Genomic DNA, 19734 nt, shown 5'->3' on the forward strand with positions numbered 1-19734 from the left:
CTTTCTAGTGACGCAATTTGTCTGGATTCTGCCCGATTGGTCCATAAATCGCCAGAACAGTGCTTGCTGGCCGTCCGGTTACCCGCTCAAGCGACGATGGGCACGGCAATGTCATGTCCGGCAGTTGCCTTGACATTGTTTCGGCCGCTGTGTTTTGCCCGGTACAGCGCCTTGTCGGCATTTTCCAGAATCTGGTCCGAACTGTTGAAAACACCGCTCCGCATCGACGCGACGCCAAGGCTGGCGGTCATTCTTATGATCTCATTCTGCGGGGTATCGATGCGCAGGCCGCTGATCGACGTCCGGATGCCTTCTGCCACGAAGAACGCTTCCTCCAGGCTGCAGGCGGGCAGAACAAGGGCAAATTCTTCTCCGCCATACCGCGCGATATGACATGTCCGGTCCGAACAGACGCTGCTGAGGACGCCGGCGGCGGCTTTGAGGCACGCATCGCCCGCCTGATGGCCGTAGCGATCGTTGATGGACTTGAAGTGATCGAGGTCGGCCATGACGATGGCCAGATCGTCCCCCCGCTCGACGGATGTATTGAACGCCTCCGCCAGCTTGCGCTCAAAACTGCGCCGGTTGGCGAGCCGGGTCAGGCCATCCTCTTCGGACAGCGTGTGCAGAATGGTGTTGGTTTTCAACAGATCGCGTGACACCCGGCCATAGGCCTGGATGGCATCGAAAATGGTCGAAAGCTCCCGGAACAGGGGATGGCGGAATTTGACGTCGCCCGCTTCCTGCCTGTCAATGGAACCAAGATAGTTGATGGCGGTATGAATGGGGGCAATGATGTGGCGGGCCACAACGAACAGTGCGCCGATGGCAATTGCCACGGGGAGTATCAGGATGACGATCCACGCCAGCTGGATCATTCTGGCGGTTTTCTGAATATCGCCCGACATCGCATAGGCGAGCGCCGCGGCGTCGGTCGTCAGGTCCTGCGTCAGGCTGTCGGTCAGATGCATGGCCGACTGATAGGCCTCGAGCGCCTGCTTATCCAGCTGTGCGGCGGAAATCCCTTCTGTCTTCGTTTGGGCCAATGTCTCGCTTCGTCTGATCTGTTCCCGCTTGGCTATGATGCGCTTTACCTGTTCGGCCACCTCCAGCACCTTGTCGGCCAGTTGCGCATTGTTATCCAGGGTGAAGCTTCTGGCGAGGACATGGGTCTGCAGTTGCACCTGCCGTTCAAGCTCGCGGTCCCTGGCGAGATAGGCTGACCGGACAAGGGATGCCAGCCGTTCGATCTTCAGGGCATTGCGGTTCTGGGCCAGGACGAGCGGCAGCTGGTTTTCCTGCGCGTAATCGGCGTTGCTTTCGATCCTTTGCAGCAGGAAGAATGAATAGCCGGCCGCGGCCACGGCATAGACGAGGACAAGCGCAATCAGGAGCTGACCCGCAGCCCGCATCGAAATTTGCATTCCCTGAAAAGGATGACGCATGTCGGGTAATGGCCTAATAGATGCTGAAGGGAAAGTAGTTGTTGTTGATCCGGTCATAGGTTCCGTTGAGCCGGATCTGGCTCAACGCCTCGTTGACCCGCTGGATGAGCTCGGTATTGCCCTTCGAGGCCGTTACGTGTGACGTGCTGCGCAGGAGATCGCTGGTGAGCGGATCGCCGACATAGTCGAACCTGGAATTTTCGGGCGACTGCAGAAAGGCAAGCAGTTCTATCGAGTCCGCCAGCATCAGATCGACACTGCCGGAGGTCAGCAGTTTCTGAGCGGAGGGCTGATCCTTAGCCAGAATGATCGTGCTTTCGGGGTAGACCTTCTTGAGATACTCAGCCTGCATTGTATCCTTGCCCGCGCCGATTTTAATGCCCTTCAAGGCAGCGGGGGAAATGTCGTGAAATTTCTGCGGATCGCCGGCAAAGGCCGAATGGGAACGGTAATAGGGCGTGGAAAATTCCATGCGCTTCGCGCGTTCATCGGTCAGCGACATGCTGGCAACCACCAGATCGTATTCGTGCTGTTCAAGCCGCGTGATGATCTCCACCCACGGCACCGTGACCAATGAACAGTCTGCGTCCATCTCCTTGCAGAGGGCATGGGCGATTTCGACATCGAAACCGGTCAGCTTGCCGGAGGCATCGATGAAATTGAACGGAGGGTAGGCGCCCTCGGTCGCTATTCTCAGTGTCTGCTTTTCCGCCGAAGCCATGCCGCCGAGCGAAATCAAAGCTGCAATTGCAAGAGCCAATACCGATTTCATCTTCTGTGCCCCAAATAGCATTTTGAACCATTTGGTTGCCTCGAAATGAATAAAGTGTAACCGGCGCCCCGCGATGTCACGACATGATTTATTTTGATTGAACGGCTCAAGTTCAAATTTAGAAAACCGGGCTGGGCGAGGGGGCTGCGGGTTGCCAATTGCGAGAGCTGGAAATCAACCCAATAATAACCTGATCCGTTAATTCAACATCAAGTCTTTGACCGTAGTGGATGACCCTGGGAGGACGCAACAGGGACAGAGAGAACCGTAATCATGATGTTGGTGATGGCGTGCATCGGCGGAAAGCACAACATTTGGCTTGTTCTCCTTGCGGCGTTCGTTTGTGTGTCGGGTTCCTGGGCGATCTTTCGCCTGTTCCAGCGGGCGGCGAATACAACGGGTCCGGAAAAGATCGGATGGCACTTCCTGACGGCAACGGCCGCAGGATCGGCAATCTGGTGTACGCACTTCATTGCCATGCTGGCCTACGATCCGGGAGCGCCCGTCGCCTTCGATGCCGTCCTGACCATCGTTTCGCTTCTGGTCGCAATCGGCGGGGCGCTGGTAAGCTTCGTCATGGCCACGAGCGGATCGAGCTGGTTGACGCCCATTACAGGCGGTTCGTTGTTGGGCGTGTCCATCGCAGCCATGCATTACACCGGCATGTTCGCCTATCGTGTCCAAGGTATCGTCGACTGGGACATGACCTATCTGGTGGCCTCGATCGTTCTTTCGGTCGTCTTTTCAGCAGTTTCAATGCACCTTGCCGTCAACGGCAAATTCAACAGGCGACTGGCCGCTGCGTCCGGCGTGCTGGCGCTTGCCATTGTCAGCCTCCATTTTACCGGCATGACGGCGTTCAAAATCACCCCCCTGTCGACGGCGGGTGCGTTCACCGATCACGCGGCCCTGCAGGCGATGGCCCTGGCGATTGCGCTGGTGGGCATGATTGTCGTGGGTACGGGGCTCGTCAGCTACCTCATCGATGACCGCACACGGGCAGATTCGTATCAGCGGTTGCGCCAGATGGCGATGAACGACAGCCTGACGGGCCTTCCCAACCGGGTCAGCTTCAATGACCGTCTCGACCGGGAAATCCGCGCCGCCGGCAATACCGGAAAGCGGATTGCGCTGGTCTGTATCGACCTCGACCGCTTCAAGGAAATCAACGATGTGCGGGGGCATAGTTCCGGCGATGAGGTTCTGCGCACGCTGGCGTTGCGCATGAGCGATCTCTTGCGCGACGGGGAATTTGTCGCCCGGCTGGGCGGGGATGAATTTGCCGCCATTCATCACGCACACAGCGCAGAAGCGCTGAACGGATTTCTCGCACGCATTGAAACCGCGATGTTCAAGCCCATCCGCATCGGTGATTTTGAGGTGACGCCCGGCGCGAGCATCGGCGTTGCGCTCTATCCCGATGATGCCGATACCAAGGAAATGCTGATCAACAATGCCGACCTTGCCATGTATCGCGCCAAGGCCGACCGGACCAAGGCTGTCTGCTTCTACGAACAGGGAATGGATGAAACGGTCCGGGCCCGCCGGACATTGGCCGGAGAGCTGCGTGAGGCGCTCGACAACAACGAGCTCGACCTGCACTATCAGGTGCAGACCGCTGTTTCGACCGGCGAGGTTCGCGGCTACGAGGTTCTGCTGCGCTGGAAGCACCCCAAGCATGGCTTCATTCCGCCGTCCGAATTCATCCCGCTCGCGGAGGAAACCGGGCTGATCCTGCAACTGGGCGAATGGGTCCTGCGCACGGCCTGTGCCGCCGCCACATCCTGGACGCCCGCCTACAAGATTGCGGTGAATCTGTCGCCCGTTCAGCTTTCGCATGCGGACCTGCCGAAGCTGATCCATGAAATTCTGCTGGAAACCCAGCTGCCTGCCAGCCGCCTCGAACTCGAACTGACGGAATCGACCATCATCGCCGATAAGGTCCGCACCCTGCATATCCTGCGCCAGATCAAGCAACTGGGTGTCACCATCGCCCTCGATGATTTCGGAACCGGATATTCGTCGCTTGAAACCCTGCGGTCGTTTCCCTTCGATACGATCAAGCTGGACCGTTCCTTCATGAGCGAAGTCGAGACGAGCCCGCAGGCAAAAGCCATCATCCGTGCGGTTCTCGCGCTGGGTAAAAGCCTCAGCATACCCGTTCTGGCCGAGGGCATTGAAACGCAGAGCCAGCTGTCGCTTCTGGACGCGGAGGGATGCGATGCGGCGCAGGGCTTCTATCTGGGCAGGCCCGCTCCGCTGGACCAGATCATGATCAGCGGCCAGATCAGCAGGATTGAAGCCGGTATTGCAGCGTAGATGCCCTGCCGCAACCAACCGCCATGCTGGCATTACCGGCCTGGAATTTCGCCCCTGCGCCGGGGAGCATCGCAGAACAGAAAATGGCTTTTCGCGGCTGAAAGCTAACTGAAAGGTTGCGTCATCTATAGTACCCCTGCATCCATAAGAACACACCCACGGTGTGACAAGAATTGAGGGTGCGGGAAACAAATCGAGGACGGAACAATGGCACTTTCACGCTCTTTTTTTCACACGGCTTCTTTTGCTGTTCTGATGGCCGCCAGCACATTGGGTGCCGGATCCGCCGCTCATGCCGATGACAAGATCACCATCATGGTGGGCGGCTATGAAAAGCACATCTATTTGCCTGCAAAGCTTGCCGAAGCGCTCGGCTATTTCAAGGACGAAGGCCTGGATGTTGAGCTGCTCAACGAACCGGCCGGTGTCGATGCCGAAAACCAGCTGCTGGCAGGCGCCGTCCAGGGCGTTGTCGGTTTCTATGATCACTGCATCGACCTGCAGGCCAAGGGCAAGCTCGTCGAATCGATCGTTCAGTTCAGTCAGGCGCCGGGCGAAGTCGAACTGGTTTCGACCAAACACCCCGAGATCAAGTCTGCAGCGGACTTCAAGGGCATGAGCCTCGGCGTTACCGGGCTTGGTTCCTCCACCAATTTCCTCACGCAGTATCTGGCGTTCAAGAGCGGCTTGCAGCCCGGAGAATTTACATCCGTGCCGGTCGGTGCCGGTGCAACCTTCATCGCCGCCATGCAGCAGGACAAGATCCAGGCCGGCATGACAACGGAGCCGACAATCTCGCGCATGCTCAAGACCAAGGAAGCAAGCGTCCTGATCGACATGCGCTCGGTTGAAAGCACGCGGGCCGCGCTCGGCGGAACCTATCCTGCCGCGTCGCTCTATATGGAAACATCATGGGTCGATGCACACAAGGAAACGACGCAGAAGCTTGCCAATGCTTTCGTCAAGACCTTGAAATACATCAACACCCACAGTGCGGATGACATTGCCGACAAGATGCCGAAGGATTTCTACGTCGGCGACAAGGAAGGTTATGTAAAGGCGCTTGCCGATGGCAAGGCCATGTTTACCGCCGATGGCATCATGCCTGCGGATGGCCCGCAGACCGTGCTCAACGTTCTGTCGAGTTTCTCCAAGAACGTCAAAGGCAAGCAGATCGATCTTTCCAAGACCTTCACGTCTGAATTTGTGAAAGCTGCCAAATAACCTTTCCGAGCCTATCGCTTCCGGCCGCCAGCGGCTGGAAGCGATCCTTTGGTATCGGGCATTGCGTGCACGCCCGTTATTCAGCACGCCCCAGGTATTTGCCATGAAAGAGAATGCATCCCAGACCCCTGCCATTGAACTGATCAATGTCAGCCGCCGCTTTGTTTCACCGACCGGCAAGTCGCTGACCGCCTTGCGCGATTTCAACATGGTGGTCGAACCCGGTGAGTTCGTCGCCGTAGTCGGGCCGACCGGCTGCGGAAAGTCGACAACGCTCAATCTTGTCACCGGACTTGCCCGGCCAAGCGCCGGCGAAGTGCGCCTGATGGGCGGCCCGGTCAATGGTATCGATCCGAGGGTCGGCTTCGTCTTCCAGACCGACGCCCTGTTCCCATGGCGCAATGTCATTGACAATGTCATGGCCGGCCCGCTCTTCCGGGGAAAATCCCATGCGGAAGCCACCCGCAGCGCCAGGGACTGGCTCGCCCGCGTCGGCTTGTCCCGCTTCGAGCAGCATTATCCGCACCAGCTTTCGGGCGGCATGCGCAAGCGTGTGTCCCTGGCCCAGACCTTCATCAATGAACCCGAAATTCTGTTGATGGACGAGCCGTTCTCGGCATTGGACGTGCAGACCCGCACCGTGATGCATGAAGAGCTGTTGCGCCTGTGGGCGGAACGCAAGGCATCGGTCATCTTTGTGACGCACGACCTTGAAGAGGCTGTCGCCCTTGCTGACAAGGTCTATGTGCTGACCGCCGGACCTGCAACGGTGAAATCCGTCTATCCCATCAATCTCCCGCGTCCGCGCGTGGTTGCTGACATTCGCTACGAGCCCCGTTTCATCGAATATTGCCGCACGATCTGGGAAGATCTGCGCGACGAAGTGGAAATGAGCTATCGCCGCGCCAGTCAGGCAGCCTGAACCGGAGGAATATCATCATGACCGATACCCCATTGGAAAACATGGCTCCGATTTTCCGCGCCGGAACCTCGGATGCAGAAATAGAGGCTGCCGCTCTCAAGGCGATGCAACGCCGCAAACAGGCTGTGCTGTTCTGGCGGCTGGTCATTCTGGTCGGCATTCTCGGCGCCTGGGAACTTGCAGCCAACAGGCTCTGGATCGATCCGTTTTTCTATTCCAGCCCAAGCGGCATTGTCATGCGCCTGTATGAATGGATCACGGAAGGCACCGCCGAAGGATCGCTCTGGTTCAATCTGTGGGTTACCATGGAAGAAGCGCTGATCGGCTTTTTCGCGGGCTCCATTGCCGGCGTTCTGGTTGGCATCGGCCTTGGCCGCAACCAGTTTCTCTCTGACATTTTCTCGGTTTATATCAAGGCGATCAACTCGATCCCGCGTGTTGTTCTTGCCCCCATCTTCATCATGATCATGGGGCTGGGACTGGCATCCAAAGTGGCGCTGGCCTTCATCATGGTGTTCTTCGTGGTGTTTGCCAACGCGTTCCAGGGCGTTCGCGAAGCCGACCGCAACATGATTGCCAATGCCCGCATTCTCGGGGCATCCAACTGGCAGGTGACGCGCACGGTGATCGTGCCATCGGCGATGAGCTGGATTTTCGCCAGCCTTCACGTCAGTTTCGGTTTTGCCATCATTGGTGCCATCGTCGGTGAATTTGTCGGTGCACGCTTTGGCATCGGCCAGTTGATCTCGATTGCCAAGGGCACATTCGATGCAGCCGGCATGTACGCCGCCATCATTCTGGTGATGCTTGTCACGCTGCTGGCGGAAATGATCATGACCATGATCGAAACCCGGCTGGCAAAGTGGCGCCCGCAGCAGCACACCGACATGCAGTAATTCGGCATGCCAAGGATCAAGACAGGACCGGCTCGCTCCGGTCCTGTTTTACTGTTGGCAGCTTGATGTCCACGGTCAATCCCCCGCTCGGGGATGTGCCCAAATTCACCGTGCCATCGGCGCCGTCGACGACTTCCTTGACAATGGCAAGGCCGAGCCCGCTGCCCTCGGGCTGCACGTCCATGACGCGGTAAAACCGCTCGAAAACCTTCGCTCTTTCATCATCAGGTATACCCGGCCCGTTGTCTTCGACACGAAGGTGCACCCATTCGTCACCCTTGGAAACGGCAACCGTGACAGTGCCGCCAACCGGCGTGTAGCGCAGGGCATTGTCGATGAGATTGACAATCATCTCGGACAGCATCGGGCCATCGCCCTCGACGAAAGCCGGTTCGCTTGCCTCGAAGCCGAGATCGATCTGGCGGCGCAAGGCGGTTTCGGCATAGGTGTCGAGGACCTGCCGTGTTGCCGCGGTCATGTCGACCCTGTCGCGCCGCGGCCTGCGGCTGCCCGGCTCGGCGCGTGACAATGTCAGCAGCTGGCTGGCAAGGCGTGCGAGCTGTTTCGTGCTCGACCGGAGAGCCTGCAAGGCTTCGTTGCGGCGCTCGTTGTCCTGTTCCCGCGCGGCGAAGCTTGCCTGGGTTGCGACCAGGGTGAGGGGCGTGCGCAACTGGTGTGCCGCGTTGGAGACGAACCGCCTCTGTGCCGCCATCTGGCTTTGCACGCGCTCCATATAATCGTTGAGGGCGTGGACCAGGGGGCGCAGTTCGGTCTGCACGGTTTCGGGCGAAAACGGATCAAGCCGCTCCCGTCCCTGTTCGCGCACCGCATCGCGCAGGCGCAGGACCGGGGTGAGCCCGCGCTGCAGCCCGACAATGGCGACAAAGCCGGCCACGAGAACCAGAAGCACCTGTTTGGTGAAATCCGACAGCCAGAGCCTTTGCCGCATTGCCCGTTCGCCATTCAGCGTCACCGCGACCGACACGGACACTTCGGCATCGCGCGCCAGGCCGATGACCGGGTGGTTCAGCGTCAGTACGCGCACTGGAGCGCCTCTGAACACCGCATCCTCGCCCACCTGTTCCTTCTTGGGTTCGGGCAGGTTGTCGAAGCCGGAGACAAGGGTTCCCCATGCCGTCAGTACCCGGTAAAAAACCTGGTCGCCGTGGCCGATATCGAACATCTCCAGCGCAGCGGGTGGAATATCCACGGCAACCGTGCCGTTGTTGGTGTCTACCGTCACCGCTTCGGCGATCACCCGGGCTGACGCCAGCAGCAGCTGATCGCTGATCAGATCGGCGGTGGCCTCGGCCGATTGAAAGCTGATGACGAGATTGACGCAGATCACGCCGATCAGCGGAAGAACGATCCACAGCAGAAGCTGGACCCGCAAGCTCTCGCTGAGCCGTTTCCACAAACGGCGGGATTTCGATGGGGCTCGGGTCTTGCCGTCATTCGCCATGGCGCAAAAGATAACCCATGCCGCGCAATGTTGCGATTTTCACCGAACTGCCTTCCAGCTTCTTGCGTACCCTGTGAACATAAATCTCTATGGCATTTGCATCGGCCAAATCGTTGAAACCGAAGACACTTTCGCACAGAACGGTTTTGCTGACCGTTGTCCCCGCCTTGAAGATCAGGTGCTCCAGCACCGCATGCTCGCGCGGTGTCAGCGACATGAGCTTGCCGGACAGAAAAAACTGCCGCGTCCTGCCGTCGAACAGCAATTCACCCAGCTCGATCTCGGGATTGGCCCGGTTGTGTCCGCGCCGGAGCTGGGCCCGGATACGCGCTTCCAGTTCGGCGATCTCGAAGGGTTTGGCCAGATAGTCATCGGCGCCTTCATCAAGCCCCGCAACCCGCCCGCCAAGGCTTGCATTTGCGGTCAGTATGATGACCGGAACGGTACTGCCGCTCTTGCGCAAGCGCCGCAGCACGGTCATTCCGTCCATTTTGGGCAGGGACAGATCGAGAATGACAAGGGCATAGTCGGCAACCCTGAGCGCATGGTCGGCATCCTCGCCATTATAGACCGTATCGACGGCATAATGGGCCTGCCGCAGTGCTTTATCGAGCCAGGATGCCAAATCACGATTGTCTTCAACGAGGAGTATGCGCATAGGTGCAGGATATACTACGGCCGCAGAAATTTACCAATGCGCGTGGATTTTTTGCGGGCGAACAGGATTCCTGTGTCTCGCCAGCACGGGGATTCATGATAAGAGCGCCAGGTGTGGAAAAGAGCCGCAGGTACAGACCCAATCTTTACCACAATCATACCTGCGTGACATTCCTGCCTGTACAATTCGAGCGCATGCTTCCCCTATGCTTTCGGTCAAGAATGGAGACGTACTTTATGAGCTTTCCCGCGGTATCTCGCTTGGCCGCAATGCTGGTCATTGGCATTGGCATCGGTGGTTTTCTCGGGCAAACGGCCGACGCTGCCAATGAGGTGCTGGTGCCGCCGGGCAACCGTTCCGGGATGCAGCCGCCAATTCCCAAGACATCGGCGGACCGGGCGAAGGCGTTCAACACAACCTATGACGAAAAATACAAGCAGATCATTGCGCTGCTGACGCGCGAGACAAAGCTGGTTGCCCAGATCAAGGAAGCAGCCCGCGCCTATCATATCGATCCCATTCACATCGTTGGTGCGCTGGTCGGGGAGCATACCTACAATGTGAGTGCCGTCGGCAAGGTGCAGACCTATTATGTGAAGGCGCTGGCCTATGCCAATGCGGATTTCTCCTTCCGCTACAAGGGCGTCACGATCCAGGCTTTTGTCAAAAGGCCCGAATTTGCCGCGTGTGCCGCGCTGACGGCCAGCGCCGAGCTGTGGAATTGCCGTGATCAGGTCTGGGACGACCGGTTTCGCGGCAAGACTGTCGATGACGTGGCCTATGAACCCATTTCGCTTCAGCGGGCATTCTTCCAGCCGTTCTATGGTGGTCAGACGTTTGGCCTTGGCCAGATAAGCCCGCTGGCGGCCCTGGAGGTCACGGACCTTGTCTCGCAGGTCAGCAAGCTTCCAAAACTTTCCCCCGATCAGCCTCAGGCGGTTTATCGCGATGTCATGGATCCCGACCGCAGCGTCGTCTACATCGCGGCAATCGTGCGCGATGCCATTGATGCCTATGCGGCGCAGGGCTTCGACATTTCAAAAAATCCCGGCATCACGGCGACGCTGTACAATGTCGGGCAGCCACGGCGCCGGGCCGCAGAGTTGCGGCAGGCGATCGCAAGCGGGAGCAACCGCAAATATCCGGTCGAAAACTATTATGGCTGGCTGATCAATGAAAAACTCGACGACCTTGAAGGTATTCTTCAATCGAACGGGCAATGACCGGTAGAGATCAGTTTCTTGCCTGAAGGCTTGCGGTGGAGGCTCTCGACGCGTCTCCGCGCAGGTTGATGGAAACCCAGATATTCGGGTTTTGCTGCGACTGGCGCTTGAGGAAATTATAGCCGGTGGCGTCCCATGGCCTGACATCTTCAGCCAGATTGTCGAGGACGAAGTCACCGCGGTCGGTCTTTACCGTCAGGATCGTGTGACCTTCGTCGTTCAAATCGCGCACGATGGTCATGAGCAGCGCCTGCCGCGGAAATCCGGCGTCAAGCAGAAGCTTGCGCTTGTACAGTGCATAGATCTTGCAGTCGCCTTTGCCGTCAACCGGGTAATCCCAGTGATCCATCATCGTGCCCCAATGCTCAAGATTGCTCATGGGTTCGATGGAGGCGTTCACCTGCCGGTTGATATGTTCAAGATAAGTCCATGTTTGTGCTGTGAGTTTGACCTCGGCTGCCGGCAGGGGTGAGACATTGCATTCCTCGGGGCGGCGGCCGCAAAAATCCACCCAGCCATAGGGAACGCTCGTCTTGCCGCCGGTGGCTGCGGCGCTTGCCGGCGATGGCTTTGTGCTGCCGGGGATCGCACCGAACAGGGCTGCACGGCGCTCGAAGGAAACGGACCGGGCCGTGGCTGAGGTGGATGGGTTCGAAGAACCCGCATGCGTCAGCGATGAAAGGCCCAGAAACACACAGATCGCAACGCTCAACATACGCAACATTGCCGCTACCCCAACACATTCTTAACAAGGAGTTAACGCCAGAATACCTGCCTCAATCAATCAAATGTTAAACAAATGGTTAACAGCGCCAAGCATGTCATGCTGCCGGGTTTCTCCGCTCGTATCGATCGGCAATGCGGTGTAGTTTCTCAGCGGTGTGGATTGCTGGACAAGGGTGATGGATGCATGGGGGTGCATCCATCACAATTCGACCAAATTGCGAGCGATCCCATAGCATCAGGAGAATGGGAGAATCTCGATGGAAGAAATCGCGTCTGAAGCCTATGAACATACCGAACATGCCGAGCATGCCCTGCACAGCGAGAATGCCTTTCTTGCCATTGTCGCGGTAACGATTGCGGTTCTCGCGGTTGTTGCGGCCGGTGTCGGGAGCCTGGAGACAATCGAGAGCGGCGGGGCGACCGCGGCCAAGACCCAGGCCGTGCTTTTCCAGAACAAGGCGACCGACAACTGGAATTTTTTCCAGGCCAAGAGCCTCAAGAAGAACATGTACGATATTGCCGCGGCGCAGGGCGGGCCGAAAGCCGCTGACTTCGCGTCCCAGTCGCAGCGCAATGAGGTGGAAAGCCAGGAGATCCAGAAAACCGCGCGGGACTTCGAGGTCAAATCGGAGGATGCCTTGCAGGAGGGCCTCGTTCATGAAGGGCGCCACCATCACCTGACCATTGCCGCGACGTTCCTGCATATAGCGATCGCGGTTGCAACCATTGCCATTATCACCGGTGGCCGCCGCTGGCCCTGGTATGCATCCATTCTTCTCGGGGTTATCGGAACAATCATTGCCGGGGCGACCTACGCGATCTGAGTTGCCTTCGCTGGTTTGATTGCCCGTGTCTGAAACCACGGAGGCAACAATTCGGTTGCATTCCTGCGTAATATAGGGTAGGGGGGTATATTATGTCGCATACAACCAAAGAAAAAGCCAAACTCCTCGCCCGCATCCGCCGCCTGAAGGGGCAGATGGAGGCGGTGGAGCGCGCGCTGGAGGCGGAAGTTGCCTGCGGCGACATCCTCAATCTCGTCGCATCCGTGCGTGGCGCGATAAACGGGCTGGTTGTCGAGCTTATCGAAGACCATATTCGCATGCATGTGGTCGATCCGGACATGGATCCGGATGCGGAGCGGGCCCAGGGTGCCGCGGAACTCATTGATGTCGTAAGGACGTATCTCAAATGACCCATCAGCACAGCGCACAGCCGCAGGCCGGCTCACATGACCATATGTTCCTTGGCCAAAACCATGCGCGCAACGAACGGCGCACATGGATGGTTATCGCCCTGACCACGGTCATGATGATTGCTGAAATTGCCGCCGGAACCGTGTACGGTTCGATGGCGCTGGTGGCGGATGGCTGGCATATGTCGACCCATGCGGCGGCAATGCTGATAGTTGCCCTGGCCTATCTTTATGCGCGAAAGCATGCCCGCAATCCGCGTTTTACCTTCGGAACCGGAAAGTTCGGTGATCTCGCCGCCTTCGCCAGCGCCGTGGTTCTCGCCCTGATTGCTCTGCTGATTGCCTGGGAAAGCTTCGTCAGGCTGGCCAATCCCGTGCCGATCAACTTTCCCCAGGCCATATCGATTGCCGCCGTTGGTCTTGCGGTCAACCTGCTGTCCGCCTGGCTCCTGCGCGATGATCATGCGCATCATGGCGACCATCATCACGACCATGCGCATGCTCACGCGCACGACAATAATCTGCAGGCGGCCTATATTCACGTGCTCGCTGACGCGCTGACCTCGGTGCTTGCCATCGGCGCTCTTGTAACAGCAAGTCTTTATGGGTGGGTTTGGCTCGACCCGGCCATTGGCATCGTCGGTGCGCTGGTCATTGCCAATTGGTCGTTCGCGCTGATCCGGCGTGCCGGTGGCGTATTGCTGGATTATGTCCCGTCAAGCGAGGATCTGCCGGAAGAAATCCGTTCGGTCATCGAACGGGAAGGGGATTTAATCACGGATCTGCATGTCTGGCAGCTTGGGCCTGGCCACCACGGCGCCATTGTTTCGCTGGTGAGTGATCATCCGAAAGCGCCGTCGTCCTATCGCGCCAAGCTTTCCCATATTCACGATCTGTCACATGTGACGGTCGAGGTTGAGCACAAGGCAGCCTGAAAGAAGCAGCAGAATTGATAGAGATGCTTCGATGATTCTCTCGGGCTTCTGTCTTCAAGAGAGTGTATTTCCAGGAGCGATATTAACCATTTTTCCTCGTCTGCCGGTAGTTGAATGGCCACATGGCAGAAGCTATTGGTATTTATTCCACGCATTTCGAAGGTAGTAGTGTTTCGTTGTGTTATTTTTGCCACGCAGTGTTCATTCCATGTGGATCGAGCAAAGAAATACTCTGAACTGACTAGCCTCATTTCAACAAAATATGCATTTTGATCTGCCTTGGTGCGTCTTCGCACCAGAATGCTGGGGGAGCAACTATGCGTATTTCCGTGTTACACACGCGACTTCTATCTCTGTTTGCAACATCGGCACTCATCTCCATCGCAAGCTCATCGGCCGGTTGGGCCGCCTGCAGCAGCCTCGCGCCGGCATCGGGTCAAACGGTCACCTGCGATACCTCCGCGCCCAATCCCGCGACGGCGGGCGTTCATGCGGTGGCGGGAAGCTCCGGCGTCTCGGTCAATGTCGGCAGCGGTGCCCAGTTGAATATCGTGCGCAGCCCCGCCGAGAATTCGGGTGTCAGCGTCATCGATGGCAGTACGGTGGTGAACAATGGCGCGATATCGCTGACGGGATCGGGCAGTGCAGGGCTTAATCGCGGCGCGGGTCTGGTCGGCACCGGAAGCAACAACAGTCTGACCAACAACGGTTCGATCAGCACGACCAACCAATATAATGACGGCATGGCGGCGGACGGCTCCGGCAACACGCTCATAAACAATGGCACGATCACCACGACCGGACCCTACGCCTACGGCATGACGGCCAGTTGGGGGCAGAGCGGTGGCGGATCGCCGAACAATACCCTGATCAACAACGGAACGGTCACAACCAATGGAAGCAATGCACGCGCGGCCTCCATTCTCGGATCAAACGGAACAGTCATCAACACAGGCACGTTGACCACAACCGGCAACAGTGCGCCAACGGTCTACATGCAGGGCATCAATGCCCGTCTGACCAACAGCGGCGTGATCCACGCGCAAGGCGGGGCCACATCCACCAATCCCGTATCAGATGGTGTATTTTCGAACACATTGGGCTCAAGCTTCAATGCGACGATCGAGAATTTGGCTGGCGGCCAGATCATCAGTGACCAGGGCCCCGCGATCCGCACGCTCAATGGCCCGACCAGGATTACAAATGCCGGATTGCTGAATGGCGGCAATGGTTTTGCCCTGAGCGGCGGCAACGGCAATATCGACTTCACGCTGCAGACCGGTTCAAAGATCATCGGAACCGCCAATGGCGGCGGCGGCAGCAATCAGCTGACCCTTCAGGGTTCGGGGCTGATCGACAACGCCTTCACCAATTTCCAGACGATGAACATGACGGGTACAGACTGGACCTGGGCAGGCACCGGAGATTTTCACGACAGTTTTATCCAGACCGGCAGCTTCACCCTGCAAAAGGACCTGACGGGCAATGTCACCGTGTCATCGGGTGCAAAACTCCTCGCCGGGGGTGGCTTTAATCCATCGATCACGCCCTATTCCGGCGGACCGGCCATCACCGTCACCAATGCGGGTGTCATCGATCTGACCAATGGTTCGGGTGCTGCCGGCGACAGGCTGACGGTCGTCGGCAATTATGCCGGCAACAATGGTTCGCTGCTCCTGAACACTGTTCTTGGCGATGACTCTGCCGCATCCGACAAGCTCGTTCTATCCGGAGGAACGGCGACCGGCACGACCGGTATTGCCGTGACCAACGTCGGAGGGACCGGCGCTGCGACGGTGATTGACGGGATCAAGGTGGTCGACGCCGTGAACGGTGCGACAACGGCAGCAGGCGCCTTTCATCTGAACGGCCGTGCGGCGGCCGGCGCTTACGAGTATTTTCTGTTCAAGGGCGGCGTCAGCGCCAACACGGCGCAGAATTGGTATCTGCGCTCGGAATATGTCACCCCGACGCCGACGCCGGACAATCCAACGCCGGTCGGACCGATCATTGCGCCGACCGATCCAACCACACCAAACGTTGTGCAGCCACCTGTATCTACCGGAGGAGGAGTACAACCGCCGGAACCGGGGGCAACGCCGGTCACACCGGTCGTTGAGGAGCGCGGCGGGGTGTCCGTGAGTGTCGTGCCGCTGCTCCGTCCGGAAGTCGCGACCTATTCCGCGCTGCCGCCGGCTGCGCGGCTGGCGACACTGGCAACGCTCGGCACATTCCATGAGCGCCGCGGCGAGCAGAGCGTTCTCACGCCGGGCAGTGAACTGTCGGCTGCCTGGGGACGCGTTTTCGGCCAGAGCACGGAACAGGGATGGGCAGGGACGGCGTCGCCCTCAATCGACGGATCAATATGGGGTGTCCAAACGGGTATCGATATCCTGCGCCGGCAGAGTGAAGGCGGCCATCGGGATATAGCGGGTATCTTCTTCGGCTATGCCGGCATGAATTCCGATGTCAAAGGCCAGGCTTTTGGCTGGAATAATTTGAGCACGGGCAAGATCAAGGTCGATGCCACGAGTGTTGGCGGGTACTGGACGCATATCGGGCCATCCGGCTGGTATCTGGACGGCGTTGTGATGGGAACCTGGTATGGCGGCAATGCACGCTCTGTGAGCGGCGCCGGCATCGATTATGACGGCAGCGGCATTACCGTGTCGCTGGAAGGCGGCTATCCCTTCGCACTGACCGACAATTGGCTGCTTGAGCCGCAGGCGCAGCTCATCTGGCAGCGCGCCTGGTTCGACAATCAGCAGGATGCGTTTTCCGGTGTTGCGTTCGATAGCAACGATGCCGTCACAGGCCGCTTCGGTGCAAGGTTGCAAGGCAATTACCAGACCGCGCATGGATTGTTCCAGCCTTATCTGAAGGCCAATCTGTGGCACAACTTCAAGGCCACCGATACGGTGCTCTTCGGCAACGATCCGATCACGACCCAGGCGGAAAGCACGTCGCTGGAATTGGGCGGCGGCATCGTCCACAACTTTAGCAAGAATGTGAGCGCCTTCGTCACCGCCGACTACACGTTTGATGTCAGCGGCGAGAGGAAGCGAGCCTTTGAAGGGAATGTCGGCCTGACCGTGAAGTGGTAGCCGTCACGTTGCTCTGCGCAGGATGACGTAGCCGGGGGCTGATCTGCTGCGCGGTCCTGCCTCATTCAGGAGTGCCGCCGGTATCCTCCGGCAACACCCTGGGGTGAAAGGACCGTCTGCCAAAGCTGGATTTGGCGCGCGCGGAAGCACCCGGCCATGCACAGCAGATAGTAACGCCACATGCGATAGAAGCGCTCGCCATATTTGGATGCGAATTGCGGCCATGCGGCCTCGAACCGCGCATGCCACGCCAGCAGTGTCTTGTCGTAGTCAGCGCCGAAATTATGCACGTCCTCGATGACGAAGCGGCCATCCACGCTGGTGGAGATTTCTGCCAGGGACGGCAGTTCACCATTGGGGAAGATATACCGGTCGAACCATGGATCGATCATGTTCCGGGTGCGCTTTCGCCCGATCGTGTGCAGCAGGAACAATCCGTCATCCGACAGGCTGCGCCTGCAGGCGTCAAAGAAGGCGGTGTAGTTCTTGTGTCCGACATGCTCAAACATGCCGATCGAGGAAATCCGGTCGAATTTCTCAAGTCCCTCGACGTTGAAGGAGCGGTAGTCCGCGAGGCGGAACTCGACGGGCAGGCCTTTCAATGTCCGTTGTGCAAACTCCGCCTGCTCCTTGGAAATGGTCAGACCGACGCAGGAGACGCCATAATTTTCGGCGGCAAACTGCATCAGGCTGCCCCAGCCACAGCCGACATCCAGAAGACGCATGCCCGGTTGAAGGCCGAGCTTGCGGCAAACGAGATCGAGCTTTGCACTCTGGGCATCGTCGAGATTGCTGGCGTCTTTCCAGTAACCGCAGGAATAGGTCATGCGGCGGTCAAGCATTGCGGAAAACAGGTCATTGCCGACATCGTAGTGCTCTTTGCCCACCTGCCAGGAGCGCCTGCTGTTCTGCAGGTTGAGCAAGCGTGCGCGCAACGTCTGCAACACGTCCTTGGCCGTCACATGTTCGGTCAGATTGGCGCGGAATATGCGGTCGAAGAACTGATCCAGCGCTGCACATTCCCACCAGCCATCCATGTAGCTTTCGCCGAGGCCCAGACTGCCTTGCGCCAGAATGCGGGTCGGGGCTCTCGGATCCTTGATCTGGATGTCCCAGGGCGCATCGCCATTGACGCGGATACCGGCACGGCCAAGGAGATTGCTCAATGTACCGAGTGCTGAAGACTTTCTGCCGCCAGCCGGTGCCGGTTGGGCTTCTTTCTTCGATGCGTCGTCAAAATCCACGTCCATGGTTGCTCCAGCGCTGGTGCTTCAAGTGTGCCGTTTGGATCGAAAACTGATTTGGCCATATGAGCAGAAAGGACGACGCAATGTCAAAACTTGTTCAGGCGGGCAGCCGCGCTCCGCAACCGGTTAAGCGGAACCGGCCGTTCTGATCGGCCATTTCGGCAGCTGGATGCAGGTATAGGGCAAGGTGCTCAGATCCGTGGTGACGGTTCCTTCCGCCGCTGCATAGATCACCGCGCTGGCGATGGGCTCGAACGCATCGCGGAAATGCTGGGTCGACTTGACCACGACGATTCGTTTTTTTGCCAGGTCGCAGCCTATATTGGTGAAAAGATCGGGGTGGATTGCCTGCGCCCGCACCATGGTCAGGAGGACCTCGACACCGCCGCAATCAACCAGGGCGCAATCGCCCATCTGATAGGGTGTTCCGCCGAGGCTGCTGGTCATCAGATTGCGTTTCAGCCCGATGACGCGGCACGTGGCATCCACGGGGTTGCCGGACCCTGGTCCGACCTTGCCGCCAATGCGCAGGGGCAGAACCGCGCCGTGTCCGGCGGCAAAGGCAAACTGCACGGCGACCGGATCCCAGACGGGACCTATCACGGCATTGCCGGTCCTGCGGTCAACCATGCGGCGGAGGAAAAAGGTGGAATCGCTGGCTGCGCCGCCGCCGGCATTATCAGCGACGTCCGCGATCACGACGGTACCACCCGGCGTTGCCAGCGCCAGATCGAGCGCTTCATCGATATCGGGCATGGGCGGGACGAAGGATTCACGCATCGAATAGAGTTTGCCGGCCAGATCCCGCGCCAGGTTTCGTGCGGCATCCGGGTCATTGTCGGTATAAACCACCACGCGGGTTCCCATGTCAGGAACATCGGCCCAGGGAAAGCCTTGTGCAATCGATACGGACAGCACTTTGTCCTGCTTTTCCAGGGCTCGCACATGTTTTGTCAGCGACAGCCCCGGTTCCGTGGTCGTGCGGATGAGTGACACCATGCCGGTGTCGGCAAGGGCTGGCGTTGGCTTGATCTCTCCCTTGGCGATCCTGGCGCAGAGATCGACCAGTTCGACCGCGCATTCATAGATGTCGGTGTGTGGATATTCCTTGAACGTGAGGAGAACATCGACATTTTCGATCATCGCCGATGTCATATGGCAGTGAGGATCGAGCTCCACGCCGACAACCGTCTCGGGTCCAACCAGGGCGCGGACGCGCGCGAGAATATCGCCTTCGCAGTCGTCATAGCCTTCGGCCACCATGGCACCGTGCAAGAGCAGGCACACCATGTCCACCGGCATGGCGGCACGCAGGTCGTCCAGAAGCTCGTCCCGCAGCTTTTCATAGACATGGCGGATGGTGCGCCCGCCCGGCTGCGCAAAAGCTGTCACGCCTTCGAACAACGTCCAGCCTTCCCGGCGCCCGCGCTCGCGCAGTGCCCACAGGGGCCCGCTGCACAGGGTCATGTGATCGGGATGTTTGCCGGCGGGATAATATTCGCCCTTTTCGACAAAGGCGGCCAGATCCGTCGGGATTGGAGAAAATGTATTGGTTTCCGTGGCCAGTACCGCACTGAATACGCGCATGACGTTTTTCCTCCCCGTT

16 protein-coding genes are annotated in these 19734 nt (G+C 58.6%); 9 read left to right on the plus strand and 7 right to left on the minus strand.

Translation table 11 applies throughout. The annotated features are described in order from the left end of the window. Positions 1–86 precede the first annotated feature (86 nt). The gene (locus tag C5750_RS08950) at positions 87–1412 is read right to left on the minus strand and encodes a GGDEF domain-containing protein (protein ID WP_158531314.1); all 1326 of its coding nucleotides are present in this window, start codon (positions 1410–1412) and stop codon (positions 87–89) included. 46 nt (positions 1413–1458) lie between these two features. Continuing rightward, positions 1459–2205, minus strand: coding sequence for a transporter substrate-binding domain-containing protein (locus tag C5750_RS08955; protein ID WP_245421050.1), 747 nt, complete (start codon positions 2203–2205; stop codon positions 1459–1461). 285 nt (positions 2206–2490) lie between these two features. On the opposite strand from C5750_RS08955, the gene C5750_RS08960 reads away from it, so the two are divergent. The 4 genes from C5750_RS08960 to C5750_RS08975 all read left to right on the plus strand — a co-directional run bounded on the left by C5750_RS08960 (position 2491) and on the right by C5750_RS08975 (position 7578). Then, complete coding sequence (locus C5750_RS08960) at positions 2491–4536, plus strand: putative bifunctional diguanylate cyclase/phosphodiesterase (RefSeq protein ID WP_105733516.1); 2046 nt, start codon at positions 2491–2493, stop codon at positions 4534–4536. Between the two features lie 207 nt (positions 4537–4743). Further along, the gene (locus C5750_RS08965) at positions 4744–5760 is read left to right on the plus strand and encodes an ABC transporter substrate-binding protein (RefSeq protein WP_105733517.1); all 1017 of its coding nucleotides are present in this window, start codon (positions 4744–4746) and stop codon (positions 5758–5760) included. Positions 5761–5863: 103 nt separating this feature from the next. Further along, entirely contained in the window at positions 5864–6682 is an 819-nt protein-coding gene (locus tag C5750_RS08970; RefSeq protein WP_105733518.1) for an ABC transporter ATP-binding protein, read from the plus strand. Between the two features lie 17 nt (positions 6683–6699). Then, positions 6700–7578, plus strand: a complete 879-nt coding sequence (locus C5750_RS08975) for an ABC transporter permease (RefSeq protein ID WP_105733519.1) — start codon at positions 6700–6702, stop codon at positions 7576–7578. A 16-nt stretch (positions 7579–7594) separates the two neighbouring features. Here the strand turns inward: C5750_RS08975 and C5750_RS08980 are convergent, their stop codons facing one another. Beyond that, entirely contained in the window at positions 7595–9040 is a 1446-nt protein-coding gene (locus tag C5750_RS08980; protein WP_105733520.1) for a sensor histidine kinase, read from the minus strand. Then, on the minus strand, positions 9030–9698 hold the full coding sequence (locus tag C5750_RS08985) for a response regulator (RefSeq protein WP_105733521.1): 669 nt from the start codon (positions 9696–9698) through the stop codon (positions 9030–9032). Before C5750_RS08985 ends, C5750_RS08980 begins: the two co-directional genes overlap by 11 nt. A gap of 236 nt (positions 9699–9934) precedes the next feature. Here C5750_RS08985 and C5750_RS08990 point away from each other — a divergent pair, with 236 nt between their 5' ends. After that, entirely contained in the window at positions 9935–10921 is a 987-nt protein-coding gene (locus tag C5750_RS08990; protein WP_105733522.1) for a DUF1402 family protein, read from the plus strand. 10 nt (positions 10922–10931) lie between these two features. On the opposite strand, the gene C5750_RS08995 is transcribed toward C5750_RS08990, so the two are convergent. Next, the gene (locus C5750_RS08995; protein ID WP_162800196.1) at positions 10932–11645 is read right to left on the minus strand and encodes a transglutaminase-like cysteine peptidase; all 714 of its coding nucleotides are present in this window, start codon (positions 11643–11645) and stop codon (positions 10932–10934) included. Positions 11646–11904: 259 nt separating this feature from the next. Between C5750_RS08995 and C5750_RS09000 the strand changes: the two genes are divergently transcribed. The 4 genes from C5750_RS09000 to C5750_RS09015 all read left to right on the plus strand — a co-directional run bounded on the left by C5750_RS09000 (position 11905) and on the right by C5750_RS09015 (position 16881). Next, a complete protein-coding gene (locus C5750_RS09000) occupies positions 11905–12471 on the plus strand; it encodes a DUF4337 family protein (protein ID WP_105733524.1) in 567 nt (188 codons plus the stop codon). Positions 12472–12563: 92 nt separating this feature from the next. Further along, positions 12564–12842, plus strand: coding sequence for a metal/formaldehyde-sensitive transcriptional repressor (locus C5750_RS09005; protein ID WP_105733525.1), 279 nt, complete (start codon positions 12564–12566; stop codon positions 12840–12842). Next, a complete protein-coding gene (gene dmeF / locus C5750_RS09010) occupies positions 12839–13777 on the plus strand; it encodes a CDF family Co(II)/Ni(II) efflux transporter DmeF (protein ID WP_105733526.1) in 939 nt (312 codons plus the stop codon). The genes C5750_RS09005 and dmeF overlap by 4 nt, the downstream gene beginning before the upstream one ends. 317 nt (positions 13778–14094) lie before the next feature. Beyond that, positions 14095–16881, plus strand: coding sequence for an autotransporter family protein (locus tag C5750_RS09015; protein WP_105733527.1), 2787 nt, complete (start codon positions 14095–14097; stop codon positions 16879–16881). 65 nt (positions 16882–16946) lie between these two features. Here C5750_RS09015 and cfa read toward each other — a convergent pair whose 3' ends face one another. Further along, positions 16947–18131, minus strand: coding sequence for a cyclopropane fatty acyl phospholipid synthase (cfa, locus tag C5750_RS09020; protein WP_105733528.1), 1185 nt, complete (start codon positions 18129–18131; stop codon positions 16947–16949). Between the two features lie 123 nt (positions 18132–18254). Next, on the minus strand, positions 18255–19715 hold the full coding sequence (locus C5750_RS09025) for a M81 family metallopeptidase (protein WP_105733529.1): 1461 nt from the start codon (positions 19713–19715) through the stop codon (positions 18255–18257). Between the last annotated feature and the right edge of the window lie 19 nt (positions 19716–19734).

Source organism: Phyllobacterium myrsinacearum, from assembly GCF_002980555.1.
Lineage (GTDB): Bacteria > Pseudomonadota > Alphaproteobacteria > Rhizobiales > Rhizobiaceae > Phyllobacterium > Phyllobacterium myrsinacearum.

Excerpts from the sequence above, each read along its gene's own strand:
- C5750_RS08950 (WP_158531314.1), bottom strand. The coding sequence starts at position 1,412 with ATGCGGGCTGCGGGTCAGCTCCTGATTGCGCTTGTCCTCGTCTATGCC.
- C5750_RS08960 (WP_105733516.1), top strand. The coding sequence starts at position 2,491 with ATGATGTTGGTGATGGCGTGCATCGGCGGAAAGCACAACATTTGGCTT.
- C5750_RS08965 (WP_105733517.1), top strand. The coding sequence starts at position 4,744 with ATGGCACTTTCACGCTCTTTTTTTCACACGGCTTCTTTTGCTGTTCTG.
- C5750_RS08970 (WP_105733518.1), top strand. The coding sequence starts at position 5,864 with ATGAAAGAGAATGCATCCCAGACCCCTGCCATTGAACTGATCAATGTC.
- C5750_RS08975 (WP_105733519.1), top strand. The coding sequence starts at position 6,700 with ATGACCGATACCCCATTGGAAAACATGGCTCCGATTTTCCGCGCCGGA.
- C5750_RS08980 (WP_105733520.1), bottom strand. The coding sequence starts at position 9,040 with ATGGCGAATGACGGCAAGACCCGAGCCCCATCGAAATCCCGCCGTTTG.
- C5750_RS08985 (WP_105733521.1), bottom strand. The coding sequence starts at position 9,698 with ATGCGCATACTCCTCGTTGAAGACAATCGTGATTTGGCATCCTGGCTC.
- C5750_RS08990 (WP_105733522.1), top strand. The coding sequence starts at position 9,935 with ATGAGCTTTCCCGCGGTATCTCGCTTGGCCGCAATGCTGGTCATTGGC.
- C5750_RS08995 (WP_162800196.1), bottom strand. The coding sequence starts at position 11,645 with ATGTTGCGTATGTTGAGCGTTGCGATCTGTGTGTTTCTGGGCCTTTCA.
- C5750_RS09000 (WP_105733524.1), top strand. The coding sequence starts at position 11,905 with ATGGAAGAAATCGCGTCTGAAGCCTATGAACATACCGAACATGCCGAG.
- C5750_RS09005 (WP_105733525.1), top strand. The coding sequence starts at position 12,564 with ATGTCGCATACAACCAAAGAAAAAGCCAAACTCCTCGCCCGCATCCGC.
- dmeF (WP_105733526.1), top strand. The coding sequence starts at position 12,839 with ATGACCCATCAGCACAGCGCACAGCCGCAGGCCGGCTCACATGACCAT.
- C5750_RS09015 (WP_105733527.1), top strand. The coding sequence starts at position 14,095 with ATGCGTATTTCCGTGTTACACACGCGACTTCTATCTCTGTTTGCAACA.
- cfa (WP_105733528.1), bottom strand. The coding sequence starts at position 18,131 with ATGGACGTGGATTTTGACGACGCATCGAAGAAAGAAGCCCAACCGGCA.
- C5750_RS09025 (WP_105733529.1), bottom strand. The coding sequence starts at position 19,715 with ATGCGCGTATTCAGTGCGGTACTGGCCACGGAAACCAATACATTTTCT.